Here is a 14,203-nt window from a genome sequence, read left to right as displayed (position 1 = left end):
AGGGGCCTGGTGACGACCACCAACGCCGGGCGCCGGCGGCGGGGGCGGCCGGCCGGGGTCTCCGACACCCGCAACCGCATCCTGGCCAGCGCGCGAGAGCTCTTCGCCAGCAAGGGGATTCGCAATACGTCGATTCGTGCGGTGGCCGCGGCCGCGGGAGTGGATTCGGCGCTGGTGCATCACTATTTCGGCACCAAGGAGAAGCTGTTCGCGGCGGCCGTGCACATCCCGATCGACCCGATGGACATCATCGGCCCGTTGCGCGAGGTGCCGGTCGAGGAGATCGGCTACCGGCTGCCCTCGATGTTGTTGCCGCTGTGGGATTCCGACCTGGGCACCGGGTTCATCGCCACCCTGCGGTCGGTGCTGGCCGGTTCGGAGGTCAACCTGTTCCGGACGTTCATCCAGGACGTGATCGCCGTCGAAGTCGGTCCGCGCGTGGACGATCCGCCGGGAAGCGGAATCATCCGCATCCAATTCGTCGCGTCGCAGCTGGTGGGCGTGGTGATGGCGCGCTACATCCTGCAACTGGAGCCGTTCGCGTCGCTGCCGCCGGACCAGATCGCGGAAACCATCGCGCCGAACCTACAGCACTACCTCACCGGGGATCTGCCGGACGGCCTTGTGCGATGAGCCGGGAGTGCTCGTCGTCGTCGACGTCGCGGGCCTCGTCGATGAGCAGCACCGGGATGCCGTCCTCGATGCGGTAGGCCCGCCGCAGCCGCGGGTTGTACAACAGTTCGTCGTCGACCAACAGCAGCGGGCCGCGATCGTCCGGGCACACCAGAATGCCCAACAGTGCATCGTCGATCATGACTGAGCTCCGCTCAGCTCGGAACGGACCCCGCTGGTCAGGCGGCGGTACTGACTTGTCTCGGCATCGAAATACCAGACGTGGCGTCCGGCCTTCGGTATCCCGGCGGCCCGCAAGGCGCTGACCGTCGGGCGGAACGTCGCGCTCAGGTTCATCTCCGGTGCCAGGCACACGATGTCGGGTCCCAGGCCGATGGGAATCTTGGCGAAGGCCTCGGTCAGGTCGGCCGCGGTGATGGAGGCCCCCGGCAACAAGGTCACCGCCGACACCGCCACCTCGTGGTCGCCCACCGGCACGTTGTAGGTCACCGCGAGGTCGACACCGTTGATGCATCCCAGCGCGTCGGTGACCGGCTCGGCGTAGACCAGACCGCGGACGGTGTGCACCACCGAGCCGCGCCGGCCCGCCAACCAGTAGTCGCCGTCGTCGTCGCGATAGAACAGGTACTCGGTCGATATCCAGGTGTCGCCGGCGGCGAAGACGCCGCGCTTGACCGAGGCGCTCGGATCGATCGGGCCGTTGGAGGCGGCGAGCAGGACCCCGACCTGTTTGGGTTCGGCGATCTGCACGAAGCCGCGCTCGTTCTCCAGGATCAGGTCGTGCTCGGCGTCGTAGGCGCCCAGCTCGATGCGCCCGGCGCCCGGCAGCGGGCGGCCCTTGCTGCCGACCTTGGCGCCCGACACATTGGCCAGCACCGCCTGCCCGTCGGTGGTGGCGAAGAATTCGACGACGTGGGCGGGCGCGAACGCGTCGACGACTCTCCCCCACAGCCCGGTCGGCATGCCGGAACCGATGAACAACCGCACCGGGTGATTGCCCTGCAGCACGAACGCCGGGTCGTCGACGATCTCACGCAGCATGGCCCAGGTGTAGGACACCACGGTGACGCCGTACTGGCGGACCTCCTGGACGAATCGGTCCCGGTCCAGGCCGCGCGACAGGGCGATGCGGGTGCCACCGACCACCGCACCGCCGAGACTGACCAGCAGCGCCGACTCGTGGTGCAGCGGCGTCAGGCAATAGACGGTGTCACGGCGGTCCAGGGCGGCCGTCGATGCGGTACCGAAGGCCGACACCGCCCAGCGGTAGTTGGTGATCTGCCTGGCCACCAGCTCGCCGCCGGCCGCGCTGAACGCGATGAACGCCAAATCCCGGGCCAGTCCCGGGTTGGGGCGGTACCACCCCGGCAGCTCCACGGCGTCCGGGTCGATCTTTTCCATGTCGATGACGTCGGAGTCCTCGGGCAGGTGCAGATCGCGCGACTCGCCGCCACCGAGCACCAGCACCTGCCGCAGCCCCTGGCGGTCGGAGCCCAATACCGCGTCGAGGTTGGCGGGGTCGGTCAGCAGTTCGGTGACTCCCCCGAGCCGCACCGATGCGGCGAGATCGGCGTCGGGTCGCATCACCACCGCGATCGCGCCGAGCCGGGACAGCGCGGCGATGGCCACCAGTGCGCTGGGCCGGGTCTCCATCAACACGCCGACCCGGTCGCCCTGCCGCACCCCGACGTCGATCAGTCCGCGAACAACGTTGTTGACACGCCGATTCACGGCCTCGTAGGTGTGCACCCGGCCGTCGAACAGGAGGAATTCGCCCTGCGGGGCGTCGTGCGCCTGTTCTTCAATGATGCGGCCCAGTGAGATTCGGGTGTGGTCGTTGATCTGGCCCAGGCGGACCAGGCGCGGCAGGGTCCGGGCCGTCTCGACGGCCAGGGTGCGTACGGACTTGTTGGCGGCGACGACGGTGTTGGCGGCGCCGCGCGCGATGCCCAGCGCCGCCTCGGAGGCCTCCCCCAGGCCGTGTGCGATCCGGGAGCTGAGCGCTACCCCGCTGTCGGTGTGCTCCGCGGGCTGGTCGGCCATCAAGTCGATGCTGGTGGGTTTGTCGCCGCCGGTGGACAGCCACTTCACCCATTCGGCGACAGTCGGCCAGCTATGTTGTGCCGCTTTGGATCCCACGACCAAGCCGAAATGTCCTGTGCGAATCGTGTATTCGTAGACTTCGGCGTTGGGCGCCGCCCGCCGGATGCCGCGCACCGACGCGGGCTGCCCGATGTCGTCCACCTCGCCGACGAAAGCCAGCACGGGACAGGTGATGTCGGTGAGCGTCACCATCTGGCCGTTGACGGCGAAGCCGCCGGTCATCATCCGGTTGTGGGCGATGAATTGTTTGAGCAGCTCCGAGATCGCCGGGCCCGACCAGGCGATCCACCCTTCGCGCTCGAGGAATCGGCGCTGCTGCTCGCGCGGCAGTAGCGCCTCGCGGTCGTGCAGCTGGCGCAGGAAGTCCACCCGCGCCTTCGCGGTCTTGAGCGGGTCGAGCATCTGAAAGCCGGTGCGCGCCATCCAGCTGGGGATGTCCAGCCGGCTGAAGACGTGGTCGGCCATGAAATTGGCCGCGGGCGCTGCGAAGTTCGCCGGGATGCCCATGGGCAGGGCGGCCAGGGTGTCCACCGGCGAACCGAAGGTGACGATGCTGGCAAGAGCCTTCGAACGCCGGTAGGCGGCGACCTGGTAGCACCACATACCGCCCTGGGAGTAACCGACCAGATGGATGTCGCTGCCGGTGACGTCCCTGACCGTGTCGATGGCCTGGCTGAGCGCGACAATGTGGTCGGCCAGCGTGCGCCGCATGCCGCCCTCGATCTTGTCGGGTTCGCCGAAGTCGATGACCCAGGGATCGATCCCGTGCGCGTGCAGGATCCCCACCGCGCCTTCCTCGCGGGTGACGTCCCACATGTCGGCCGACATCATCATCGGGTGCACCATCAGCACCGGCGGCCCGGCGGGCGACTGGCCGCGCCGGTTGTCCGGCGGGAAATACCGCCGGAGCTTGTACATCGGCACGCTCTCGACGGTCTGGGACGGCGACGGGACACTACCGGTTTCCAAGCCCCCCAGCCGCAAGACCTCCAGCCCGTTCTGTGCTGTGGCGATCAGCCGCTCGACCGGTCGTGTGACCATCGAAATATTGAGATCCACTGCTGCTCCCTGAGTCTTGACAGCTTGGACATCATGGCACATCAGGGCAGCTAGGAGGGCGGTGGTTATCCCGAATCGAGTATCAACCGCTGCACCCGTTGAGATCGATGGTGGACCCCGGCCCCGCGCCGTCCAGGGCGGCGGCATCCGCGGCCTCCTGGGTTAAGGCGTGCCGCGCCACCAGCGTTTTCCCGTCGCCGCTCTCCGCGATCGAGAGGCAGCTCGGTGGGAGGTGAGAACTGTCCTGAACCCCGTTAGAACGGCGGGGGGTCCTCGTCGGGCGGGTAGGTGGTGGTCCAGGTTCGAGCTGCCGGCGGGACAGCGCGGGCTGTGCGGGCCTCGCGATTGTGCTTGCGCTCGACCGCAATTCGCGCGGCCCGGTTTTGGGCGCGGGTGCGGGTGCGCAGCGGCATCATGGCGGTGCGCTCGGCGCACGCGTCGGGTTTCGGTCCGGTGGGTAGGGGCGGGTCGCCGGTCGGGGCGCACAGGCTGGGGAACAGCAGCGCGCTGCCCGGGGTGGTGACATAGGTGTGCCCGTCGGGCAGGGTCCAAATGACCGTGCCGTCGGGCAGTTGCTGATCGCGCCATCCCCAGAACGTCTTGACCAGGTGATGAGTGCGGCACAAGCACTTGAGGTTCGACGCGTGAGTGGGCCCGCCCGCGGCGTACGGGATCGTATGGTCGATGTCGCACTCGGTGGCCGGGCGGTCACAGCCGGGCGAGCGGCAGGTCAGGTCCCGGCACCGCACGAAATCGGCCAGTGCCTTCGAGGGCACATAGCCGGGCTCGGGGGCGGCATCACCTGGATGTGCCAGCGGGGTCAGTTTGGCCGAGGCTGCCAACTCGGCCACAAGCTCGGGGGCGATGAGTCCGTCGGCACCCACCTCTGACGCCGGCGTGGCGCCCGCCCCGTCCAAGCTGGACCGCTCGGCGATCACGTGGATCACCACCGGGCCTGGCGCGGGCCGTTTGCCGGCCGCGCAGTCCGGGCATCCGCAGCGACAGCCCAACCGGTCGGCTCCACCCGCCAGCGCCCCCAGCGCATCGGCGCGGCGCTGCTCACGGCTACGCGGATCGCGCTCGCATACCGTGGCGGCCAACGCATCGAGCCGTTTGTCCAGCGCGTGCGCGTCGGGGGCGAGCAGGCTGCCGTGAATTTCGGCGATACCCCCAACGCCGTCGGCGATCCACACCTGCCGGTCGGCTACGAACTTCTGACGTTGCCGCACCGCATCGACATCGGCCTTGGCCACGACCTTGTCCACTTGCGCGGCCAACCGTCCCCGAGTCATCGACGGCCAGCGCGCCACGTTGGCCGCCAACGCGGCATCCACCCTCGCCATTACCTCGGGGTCAACGATCAAATCAGTGCGGAACACGATCGTTTGGAACGTCGAGTACTCGATATCCCCGGCCACGAAGACCGCACCCACCTTCGGCAACCGCTCACGCATCGCGCGCGCATACCGCAACCGGCTCGCGGCCAGACCCTGACTCGTGCGCAGCGCCGCGGCCACCTCGGCGGCCACCGCCTCCTGCGTGTCGATCGCCCACTCCTCGGTCTCCGAGCACCGCGACAGCCGGTAGGCGAACAACTTCCCGATCGCCACCAACTGAGCGGCCGCGGCCCGGTTCTCCGCCCGCGCCGCCGCGCAGATCTCGCCAACCAACTCCGTGGACTCCGGCGTCCTCGACGGGTAACAGCGTTCGACAAGCTCGTCAAACCGGGCGATCACCTCCGGCGGAGATCCCGCATCCGATCCTGACTCGAACATGCGTTCGATCATGCCAGCGGCCACCGACATTGATTCTGTTCAACTGGTTCGGGTGAGGTCGCGTTCATCACCGGCGGTGCTTCGGGCATCGGCGCCGCACTGGCCACGAAGTTGGTCGCGGCGGCGCGGAGGTCTGGATCGCCGATCGCCAACTGGACGCGGCGCGGGAATTGGCGCAACGCCTCAACAGCGGCGCCGGGAAAGCGCACGCCCTCGAGCTCGACGTCCGCAGCTATCCCGCATTCGAGGAAGCCGTCGCCGAGGCGGTGCGGCAGTCCGGCCGGATCGATTACCTGTTCAACAACGCCGGCATCGGCGTCGGCGGTGAGGTCGACTCCTACACGCTCGACGACTGGAACGACGTGCTCGCCATGAATCTGCACGGCGTGGTGCACGGCATCCAGGCGGTGTATCCGCTCATGATCCGGCAGGGCTCGGGCCACATCGTGAACACGGCGTCGATGGCCGGCCTGCTTGCCGGTCCCGGTACCGCCAGCTATACGGCCTCCAAACACGCCGTCGTCGCCCTGTCGAAGGCGATGCGGATCGAGGCCGAGCGCCACAACGTCAAGGTGTCGGTGCTGTGCCCGGGCGCGATCCGGACCCCGATCCTCACCGGCGGCACCTACGGGCGGATGACCAATACCGGCGCCAGCGACGAGGACCTACTCAGGTTCTGGGAGCCGATGCGGCCGATGGCACCCGACAAATTCGCCGCCCGCGTCCTGCGTGCGGTGCTGCGAAACAAAGCGATCATCATCGTGCCGGCCTGGTGGAGGGCGCTGTGGTACCTGGACCGCCTGTCACCGACCATCTCAGCGCGGTTCGCAAGGCTCTCGCTCAAGCGCATACGTGAAATGCATTCCGCCCCATCGTAATCCGCGGAGGCCTGCGGGCGAGTATCTAGGTCCACCGGCTACACGATCGCCGGATCGCGCGAGCCTAGTGCCAGTTCGGATCCCAGGGACCGTTGTGCCAGTGGCCCTGATCGTGGGCTTCACCGTCGTACCAGTGGTCGCCGTGGCAACGGCCCTGATCCCAGTTGCCGCCCCAGCCCGGATCCCACCACTGGCCGGGGCACCAGTGGTACTGGGGAAAAGGCGCGGGATGGGCGTGGGCGACTGCAGCTGCCCCCGAACCAGCGAGCCCGAAACCGGCAGTCAAGAAGAGCGCTGACGCTGCGATGCGCACAATCTTTTTCATGATCGGCTATTTACCCACATAAGGGCGAAGCAATCCTGCTCAGCGGCAGCGACTTACCCACCGGACACTCCTAACGCTGAAAGCACGCTGAGAACCGGCCGCGAGCCCGTTTGCGCTGCAGGACGCCGGGTACACAGCCGATGCGCTTCGGTCGCGACGCGTCGTCGGGACTCCTTCGGTTGAAAGACACAGCTGGGCGCTTCCAGTTTTCTGGGCGGGTTTTTGGCGACCGGCACTGCACGGCAGTGCCGGGGCCGAGGCCTGCCAGACCGTGTTCGTTCCAACGCGAGGGCGAGGTGGCTCATGGGCATGATGGCGGCGGATTCGCTCGGCGAACAGTTCCGCGACATCTCCAGCACATTCATTCGGACACCCGGTGTCCGCGGCGCGCCACAGTTGGCCGCCCGGTTCGTCAACCACATCACACCCGGCCGGTGATCGCGCGGCCGCGCACGAGTGCGAGCGAGAAAGGGATGCACATGTTGTTGCTGGGTAACGGCGGACGGAGCAAAGACCGCACCGCCGGCGGCGACGGAATCGGCGAGGTCCAACATCTGGCCGGGCGAGCTCTGTATGACGTCGCACACGGTCGTTTCGAACGCTCACTGTCCGGACTGACGGCAGTGGCGGCACTGGTCACGACGGCCGAGATCTACTTCGAGCACTACAAAGCCAGCTTCGGTAACAAGTGGATGTGGAGCCCGATCGTGGTGACCCCGCCGGTGGTCGTCGCCGGAATCGGCGGGGTGTTCTCCCGACGCTGGGCCAAAGTCTGGCTGCCCATCACCGCGGGCATCTACACGGCCAACGGGCTGATGGGCGAATACCTGCACGCGCGTGGGGTCGCGCGCAAGCCGGGCGGGTGGAAGAACGCCTCCTACAACGTGCCGATGGGCCCGCCGATCGCGGCGCCGGGATTGATGTGCATGGTCGGCGGAATGGGGTTGCTGGCGTCGATCCTGCGCCGCGAACGGTTCCGGGATTAGGGGCTGGATTCCCGAGATGGCCGACACCTCACGCCCCGACCATTTGCCCAACCTGCGTCCCGACGGCAAGCCGCCGCACCCGTCCTGGCTGCCCAGGCAACGCCGCGGCATCACGCCGCAGATGATCGGGCGCTACCCCGATTACGACGTGCTGGAAACCGCCGACACGTGGGACGAGGCCACCAGAAAGGTGGTGCTGGCCCGGCTCGAACCACCGGGCCCACTGCGGTTTTTCACCCCCGAAGAGGAGCCGTGCCTGCGCGCGTTCTGCGACACGGTGCTCGCGCAAGACGTTGAGCCGCGGGTGCCGGTGGCCGAGTCCGTCGACTCCAAGCTCGCGGACGGGCGCCTCGACGGTTACCAGTACGCCGACATGCCCGACGACCGCGACACCTGGCGGCTGGTGCTGCGCGCGCTGAATGAGACGGCGTCGACCCACTACGGCGGATCCTCGTTCGCCGACGCCGACCTCATCACCCGCGAAGCGATCATCGACAAGTTCTCGCAAGGCGACCTGCAAGGCGGGGCGTGGGAGAGCCTGAACGTCAAGCGAGCGTGGTCGGTGTGCATGCGAATGACGTTGTCGGGCTTCTATTCCCACCCATGGGCGTGGAACGAGATCGGGTTCGGCGGCCCGGCCTACCCGCGCGGTTTCATGCGCCTCGGCGGCGCAACCGGGCCGGCCGCCGCGCGCGAACCCTACGAGACCCGCGGTGCCACCGACGAGGATCCGGTGCAGATCGTGCAGAACGGACAGGTGTGATGGGCGACTTCCTGCGGGGCCTGTTCAAGGGAGCGGTCGAACCCAAGGACAATGATTCGCGATTCCTGCTCGACGTGCACACGCGCGACCTGCCCGGCGAGAAGACGATGCGCCGCTACGCCGACGACGACGAGGTCGATCTGGTCGTGGTCGGCGCCGGGGCCGGCGGATCCGTGCTGGCGCAGCGGCTGGCGCGCGAGGGCTGGCGGGTCGTGATCCTCGAGGCCGGCCCGTTCTGGCACCCCGACGAGGACTGGGTGTCCGACGAGGCCGGCTCCCACGCGCTGTACTGGACACAGAAACGCATCATCGGCGGCGACGACCCGATCGAGCTGGGCAAGAACAATTCCGGGCGCGGCGTGGGCGGCTCCATGGTGCACTACGCCGGGTACACCCCGCGGTTTCACCCCAGCGATTTTCAGACCTACACCCTGGACGGGGTCGGGGCGGACTGGCCCATCCGCTACGAGGACATCCGCCGCCACTACGAGCGTGTCGAGCTGGAGCTGCCGGTGGCCGGCCAGAACTGGCCCTGGGGCGATCCGCATCGCTATCCCTTTGCCCCACATCCTATTTCAGGTGCGGCCGCCAAGATATGGCGGGGCGCGCTCAAGCTTGGCATCGAGATGCGTGTCGGGCCCGTCGGCATCGTCAACGGCACCTTCGGCAACCGCCCGCACTGCATCTACCGCGGCTACTGCCTGCAGGGCTGCAAGGTCAACGCCAAGGCCAGCCCGTACGTCACGCACCTGCCCGACGCGCTGGCCCACGCGGTGGAGATCCGCGCCAACTGCATGGCCGCCCGCGTCGAGCTCGACGAGAGCGGCGCGGCCCGCGGCGTGGTCTACTACGACGAGACGGGTGGCAAGGAGCGGCTGCAGCGCGCCAAGCTCGTTGCCATTGCCGGATATTCGATCGAGACGCCGCGTCTGCTGTTGAACTCGGTCAGCGACCGCTTCCCGAACGGGTTGGGCAACAACGACGATCAGGTCGGGCGCTACGTGATGGTGCAGGGCGCCACCCAGTCCGCCGGGCGGTGGTCCGAGGAGGTGCGGATGTATAAAGCGCCGCCCCCCGAGGTGACCTCCGAACAGTTCTACGAGACCGACCTTTCCCGTGGGTTCGCCCGCGGCTTCGCCATCCAGACGGTGTCGCCGATGCCCATCGGGTGGGCCGAACACGTTCTCGCGGAAGGGCATTGGGGCCGCGCCCTGCGGGAGTACATGCGCGACTACAACCACTGGGCGGCCGTCGGCGTGCTCAACGAGCTGTTGCCGCTGCCGGACAACCGCGTGACCCTGGCCGACGAGAAGGACCCGTACGGCATTCCGGTGGCCCGGTTCGACTACACGCTCTGCGACAACGACAAGGCCAACATGGCCTACTCCACCAAGGTGATCGGCGACATCCTGCACGCCGCCGACGCCCAGGACGTACTCACCATCGAGCGTTTCGCCCACCTGATCGGCGGCGCCCGCATGGGCACCAGTCCGGAGAATTCGGTCGTCGACTCCGATCAACGAGTGTGGGGCGTTCCGAACCTGTTCCTCGCTGACGGCTCGGTGTGTCCGACGCAGGGCTCGGCTAACCCCGCGCTGACGATCATGGCGCTGGCCTCGCGGCTGGCCGAGCGGCTGGCCGCCGGCAAGATCGATACCACCGCGGGACGGAGGTCGGAGGCGAGCGCCCGTGGCTGACCAGACGATTGACGTCGAGACGACCTTCGCGCCCCGGGTGCTGCGCGAGTACGCGCTGCTCGCCGACGGTGAACGCGGCGCGCTGGTCGGGCCGCAGGGCGACCTGGCCTGGATGTGCGCCCCGCACTGGGACTCCGACGCGGTCTTCGCCAACCTCATTGGCGGCGGGGGTGTTTACGCGATCACCCCGACCGATGTCCGGCACGTGTGGGGCGGCTATTACGAGCCCGGCACCCTGATCTGGCGCAACCGCTGGATCACCCGGGACGGCACCGTGGAATGCCGTGAGGCGCTGGCCTTTCCGGGCGACCGGGACCGGGTGGTGCTGCTGCGGCGCCTCACGGTGTGCCGCGGGACGGCGCGCGTACGGGTGCTGTTGGCGCCGAGTGCGGGCTTCGGCCGGCACGGCCTCGGCCAGCCCACCTCGGACGGCGGGGTGTGGAGCGGCCGCTCGGGCCGGTTGCGCTGGCGTTGGCTGGCCGGTTGCGACGTGCGCACCACCAAAGCCGCGCACGACAAAAGCGAACTGCTCACCTGTGAGATCACCCTCGAGGAGGGCCGGCAACACGACCTGGTGCTGGAGCTGTCCGAACGCACGCTGCCCGACCAGCCACCCGACCCCGACCTGGCCTGGGACGCCACCGCGGCCGCCTGGCAGCGCAGCGTGCCCCGGCTGAACTGCAGCATCGCCCCCCGCGACGGAAGCCACTCCTACGCGGTGCTGCGCGGGCTGACCAGCAGCGGCGGCGGCATGGTGGCCGCGGCCACGATGAGCCTGCCCGAACGCGCGCACACCAATCAAAACTACGACTACCGCTACGCCTGGATCCGCGATCAGGTGTACGCCGGCATGGCCGCCGCCGCCGTCGGCACCACCGAATTGCTGGACCGGGCGGTCGAATTCGTCGGCGCCCGGCTACTCGAGGACGGCCCGAACCTCAAGCCTGCCTACACCGTCACCGGCGGCGCCGTGCCCAGCGAGGAAACGCTCGACCTGCCCGGCTACCCCGGCGGCACCGACAAGGTCGGCAACTGGGTCAACCAGCAATTCCAGCTCGATGTCTTCGGCGAGGCGCTGCAGTTGCTGGCCAAGGCGGGCGCCGCCGACCGGCTCGACGCCGAGGGCTGGCGCGCCGCGCAGACGGCCATCAGGGCCATCGAAAAACGTTGGCGCGAACCGGATGCCGGCGTCTGGGAGGTCGACGACGAACACTGGACGCAGTCCCGCCTGGCCTGCGTGGCCGGGTTACGCGCCATCGCCCGGCTGGCCGGCGCCGGTCCCGAGGTGGCCACCTGCGCTTCGCTGGCCGATGCGATCCTGGCCGACACCGCGTCGAGCAGCCTGCACCCGCACGGCTATTGGCAACGCAGCCCGCGGCTGACCGGGGTCGACGCGTCGCTGCTGCTGCCGCCGGTGCGCGGCGCCGTTCCCGCCGACGACCCCCGCACCCGCGCCACCCTGGACGCCGTTCGCCGGGAACTCACCGACGACGGGTTCGTCTACCGCTTCCGGCACGACGAACGCGACCTCGGCGACGCCGAGGGCGCCTTCCTGCTCTGCGGATTCATGATGGCGTTGGCCGAAGACCAACTGGGCCACGGCCATTGCGCGATGCGCTGGTTCGAACGCAACCGCGCCGCGTGCGGCCCGCCCGGGCTGTTCTGCGAGGAGTACGACGTGCGGCAGCGCCAGCTGCGCGGCAACCTGCCGCAGGCGTTCGCGCACGCGCTGATGCTCGAATGCACGGCCACCCTCACCGACGACGCCGCCCACCATGAGTGACTACCGGATCCGAGCGAAAGGCAGTATTGCGATGACACAGACAGTGGTGATCACCGGAGCCAGCGCGGGCATCGGCCGCGCCACCGCCCAGCAGTTCGGCCGGCGCGGCGCCAACGTCGTCCTGCTCGCCCGCGGTGCCGCCGGGCTTGACGGCGCCGCCCGCGACGTCGAGGCCGGCGGCGGCAAGGCGCTGGCCATCGCGACCGACGTGGCCGACTACGCGGCCGTCGTCGCCGCCGCCGACGAGGCCGAAGCCGCGTTCGGTCCCATCGACGTCTGGGTCAACGTCGCGTTCACGTCCGTGTTCGCGCCGTTCAGCGAGATCAGCGCCGAGGAGTTCAAACGCGTGACCGAGGTGTCCTACCTCGGCTACGTGCACGGCACCATGGCGGCGCTGGCCAAGATGCGTCCCCGCAACCGCGGCACCATCGTGCAGGTGGGGTCGGCGCTCAGTCAGCGATCGATCCCGCTGCAGTCGGCCTACTGCGGCGCCAAACACGCCGTCAACGGCTTCACCGAATCGGTGCGCTGCGAGCTGTTCCACGAGGGCTCCAAGGTGCGGATCACCGTCGTGCAGATGCCCGCGGTCAACACCCCGCAATTCTCCTGGGTGCTGTCCCGGCTGCCCCGCCATCCCCAACCCGTGCCGCCGATCTATCAGCCCGAGGTCGCCGCCCGCGGCGTCCTGTATGCGGCCGATCATCCAGGGCGCAAACAATTTTGGGTCGGCGATTCCACCATGGTGACGCTGCTGGCGCAGAAGTTCGTCGCGCCGCTGCTGGACCGCTACCTCGGGCGCACCGGATACGACTCCCAGCAGACCGCGGAGCGCGTCGGCCCCGACCGGCCCCACAACCTGTGGCAGCCGCTGGACTCCGAGCCAGGCAGCGACCACGGCCCGCACGGCCAGTTCGACGACAAGTCGCACGCCCACAGCCCGCAACTGTGGGCGTCCCAGCATCCCGCCGTCAGCGGCGCCGGCGCGCTGAGCGCCGCCGGACTGGGCGCGTGGCTCGCGGCGCGGGCGGGCCGCCGGTGGACGCGATGACGCCCTCGGCGCGGATCGAGGCGGTCACCGCGCAAGTCTACGAAATCCCCACCGATACAACGGAAGCCGACGGCACCCTGTCCTGGTCGTCGACCACCCTGGTGTTGACCGAGGTCACGGCCGGCGGACGACGCGGAATCGGCTACACCTACGCCGACGGGGCATGCGCCAAGCTGATCGGCGGCAAGCTCGCCGGAGCGCTCACCGGACACAGCGCCGTGGACATTCCGGCACGGTGGGAGTCGATGGTCAGGGCGATGCGCAACAACGGGCGGCCCGGCCTGGCCGCCTGCGCGATCTCGGCGCTCGACACCGCGCTGTGGGACCTCAAGGGCAAGCTGCTGGGGCTACCGGTATGCCGATTGCTCGGCATGACGCGTGCCGAGGTACCGATTTACGGCAGCGGCGGCTTCACCACCTACGACGAGCGCACCACCCGCGCTCAACTCGAACGCTGGGTCGGCGAATGGCACATCCCCCGGGTGAAAATCAAGATCGGCGAGTCCTGGGGCTCCGACGTGGGCCGCGATCTGGATCGGATTACCCTGGCGCGCAAGGTGATCGGGCCTCACGTCGAACTGTACGTGGACGCCAACGGCGGCTACCGGCGCAAGCAGGCGATCCGGGTGGCGCACGCCATGGCCGACCACGGCGTCACGTGGTTCGAAGAACCCGTCTCCTCCGACGACCTGGACGGGCTTCGGGAGGTCCGTGACCAGGTCAGCCCGGACGTCACCGCCGGTGAGTACGGCTACGATCTGGCCTACTTCAACCGGATGCTCGCCGCCCAGGCGGTCGACTGCCTGCAGATCGACGTCACCCGCTGCGGGGGCATCACCGACTGGGTGCGCGCCGCGGCCGTGGCCGCCGCCTACAACGTGGACGTCTCCGGGCACTGCGCTCCCAACCTGCACGCCCACGTCGCCAGCACCATCCCGAATCTGCGGCACCTGGAGTACTTCCACGATCACCATCGCATCGAACAGACGCTGTTCGACGGCGCCCTGTCGCCGGAGGGCGGTGCGTTGCGGCCCGATCAACAACGGCCGGGTCTCGGCCTGGAATTCAAGCACCCGGACGCCGAGCGGTACCGGGTGGCGTGATGGGTATCCATGTGGACGAGCAACCCGGAGCTGTGGCCGTTGACTAGGAA

The 14,203-nt window shown here is 68.8% G+C and carries 13 protein-coding genes; 9 read left to right on the top strand and 4 right to left on the bottom strand.

The features are described 5' to 3' along the window. Nucleotides 1–9: 9 nt before the first annotated feature. Nucleotides 10–633, top strand: coding sequence for a TetR/AcrR family transcriptional regulator (locus G6N50_RS04530; protein ID WP_083094036.1), 624 nt, complete (start codon nt 10–12; stop codon nt 631–633). Here the strand turns inward: G6N50_RS04530 and G6N50_RS04525 are convergent. From G6N50_RS04525 to G6N50_RS04515, 3 genes are all read right to left on the bottom strand, one after another. After that, complete coding sequence (locus G6N50_RS04525; RefSeq protein ID WP_083094037.1) at nt 599–814, bottom strand: Trm112 family protein; 216 nt, start codon at nt 812–814, stop codon at nt 599–601. The two genes, G6N50_RS04530 and G6N50_RS04525, sit on opposite strands and share 35 nt — an antisense overlap. Next, the gene (locus G6N50_RS04520; RefSeq protein ID WP_142275471.1) at nt 811–3,837 is read right to left on the bottom strand and encodes an acyl-CoA synthetase; all 3,027 of its coding nucleotides are present in this window, start codon (nt 3,835–3,837) and stop codon (nt 811–813) included. The genes G6N50_RS04525 and G6N50_RS04520 overlap by 4 nt, the downstream gene beginning before the upstream one ends. 212 nt (nt 3,838–4,049) lie before the next feature. After that, nucleotides 4,050–5,570, bottom strand: coding sequence for an HNH endonuclease signature motif containing protein (locus tag G6N50_RS04515; RefSeq protein ID WP_083094161.1), 1,521 nt, complete (start codon nt 5,568–5,570; stop codon nt 4,050–4,052). Nucleotides 5,571–5,707: 137 nt separating this feature from the next. Between G6N50_RS04515 and G6N50_RS04510 the strand changes: the two genes are divergently transcribed. After that, nucleotides 5,708–6,448 carry an SDR family NAD(P)-dependent oxidoreductase gene (locus G6N50_RS04510; protein WP_308204207.1) on the top strand — a complete coding sequence of 247 codons (741 nt, stop codon included), beginning with the start codon at nt 5,708–5,710 and terminating at the stop codon, nt 6,446–6,448. A gap of 64 nt (nt 6,449–6,512) precedes the next feature. Here the strand turns inward: G6N50_RS04510 and G6N50_RS04505 are convergent, their stop codons facing one another. Continuing rightward, nucleotides 6,513–6,773: a hypothetical protein gene (locus tag G6N50_RS04505; protein ID WP_083094039.1), complete on the bottom strand. Its 261-nt coding sequence runs from the start codon at nt 6,771–6,773 to the stop codon at nt 6,513–6,515. 309 nt (nt 6,774–7,082) lie between these two features. Here G6N50_RS04505 and G6N50_RS29685 point away from each other — a divergent pair, with 309 nt between their 5' ends. The 7 genes from G6N50_RS29685 to G6N50_RS04475 are packed head-to-tail and all read left to right on the top strand — an operon-like array spanning nt 7,083 to nt 14,153. Continuing rightward, nucleotides 7,083–7,211 carry a hypothetical protein gene (locus tag G6N50_RS29685; protein WP_264028753.1) on the top strand — a complete coding sequence of 43 codons (129 nt, stop codon included), beginning with the start codon at nt 7,083–7,085 and terminating at the stop codon, nt 7,209–7,211. Between the two features lie 41 nt (nt 7,212–7,252). After that, on the top strand, nt 7,253–7,759 hold the full coding sequence (locus tag G6N50_RS04500; RefSeq protein ID WP_083094162.1) for a hypothetical protein: 507 nt from the start codon (nt 7,253–7,255) through the stop codon (nt 7,757–7,759). A 16-nt stretch (nt 7,760–7,775) separates the two neighbouring features. Further along, on the top strand, nt 7,776–8,522 hold the full coding sequence (locus tag G6N50_RS04495) for a gluconate 2-dehydrogenase subunit 3 family protein (protein ID WP_083094040.1): 747 nt from the start codon (nt 7,776–7,778) through the stop codon (nt 8,520–8,522). Continuing rightward, the gene (locus G6N50_RS04490; protein ID WP_083094041.1) at nt 8,522–10,219 is read left to right on the top strand and encodes a GMC family oxidoreductase; all 1,698 of its coding nucleotides are present in this window, start codon (nt 8,522–8,524) and stop codon (nt 10,217–10,219) included. Before G6N50_RS04495 ends, G6N50_RS04490 begins: the two co-directional genes overlap by 1 nt. Continuing rightward, nucleotides 10,212–12,002, top strand: coding sequence for a glycoside hydrolase family 15 protein (locus G6N50_RS04485; protein WP_083094042.1), 1,791 nt, complete (start codon nt 10,212–10,214; stop codon nt 12,000–12,002). The genes G6N50_RS04490 and G6N50_RS04485 overlap by 8 nt, the downstream gene beginning before the upstream one ends. 31 nt (nt 12,003–12,033) lie before the next feature. Continuing rightward, nucleotides 12,034–13,050, top strand: a complete 1,017-nt coding sequence (locus tag G6N50_RS04480; RefSeq protein WP_083094043.1) for an SDR family oxidoreductase — start codon at nt 12,034–12,036, stop codon at nt 13,048–13,050. Continuing rightward, nucleotides 13,038–14,153, top strand: a complete 1,116-nt coding sequence (locus G6N50_RS04475) for an enolase C-terminal domain-like protein (protein WP_083094163.1) — start codon at nt 13,038–13,040, stop codon at nt 14,151–14,153. Before G6N50_RS04480 ends, G6N50_RS04475 begins: the two co-directional genes overlap by 13 nt. The last annotated feature ends 50 nt before the right edge of the window (nt 14,154–14,203 follow it).

It is taken from the genome of Mycobacterium mantenii, from assembly GCF_010731775.1.
In the GTDB taxonomy this organism is placed as follows: domain Bacteria; phylum Actinomycetota; class Actinomycetes; order Mycobacteriales; family Mycobacteriaceae; genus Mycobacterium; species Mycobacterium mantenii.
Note: the sequence above shows the minus strand (reverse complement) of the source record. Positions and strands in the feature narration are given on the sequence as shown.

What these genes read in the sequence shown, in the direction of transcription:
- G6N50_RS04490 (WP_083094041.1), top strand. Translation starts at nt 8,522, where the DNA reads ATGGGCGACTTCCTGCGGGGCCTGTTCAAGGGAGCGGTCGAACCCAAG.
- G6N50_RS04500 (WP_083094162.1), top strand. Translation starts at nt 7,253, where the DNA reads ATGTTGTTGCTGGGTAACGGCGGACGGAGCAAAGACCGCACCGCCGGC.
- G6N50_RS04480 (WP_083094043.1), top strand. Translation starts at nt 12,034, where the DNA reads ATGACACAGACAGTGGTGATCACCGGAGCCAGCGCGGGCATCGGCCGC.
- G6N50_RS04525 (WP_083094037.1), bottom strand. Translation starts at nt 814, where the DNA reads ATGATCGACGATGCACTGTTGGGCATTCTGGTGTGCCCGGACGATCGC.
- G6N50_RS04505 (WP_083094039.1), bottom strand. Translation starts at nt 6,773, where the DNA reads ATGAAAAAGATTGTGCGCATCGCAGCGTCAGCGCTCTTCTTGACTGCC.
- G6N50_RS04520 (WP_142275471.1), bottom strand. Translation starts at nt 3,837, where the DNA reads ATGTGCCATGATGTCCAAGCTGTCAAGACTCAGGGAGCAGCAGTGGAT.
- G6N50_RS04515 (WP_083094161.1), bottom strand. Translation starts at nt 5,570, where the DNA reads ATGTTCGAGTCAGGATCGGATGCGGGATCTCCGCCGGAGGTGATCGCC.
- G6N50_RS29685 (WP_264028753.1), top strand. Translation starts at nt 7,083, where the DNA reads ATGATGGCGGCGGATTCGCTCGGCGAACAGTTCCGCGACATCTCCAGC.
- G6N50_RS04495 (WP_083094040.1), top strand. Translation starts at nt 7,776, where the DNA reads ATGGCCGACACCTCACGCCCCGACCATTTGCCCAACCTGCGTCCCGAC.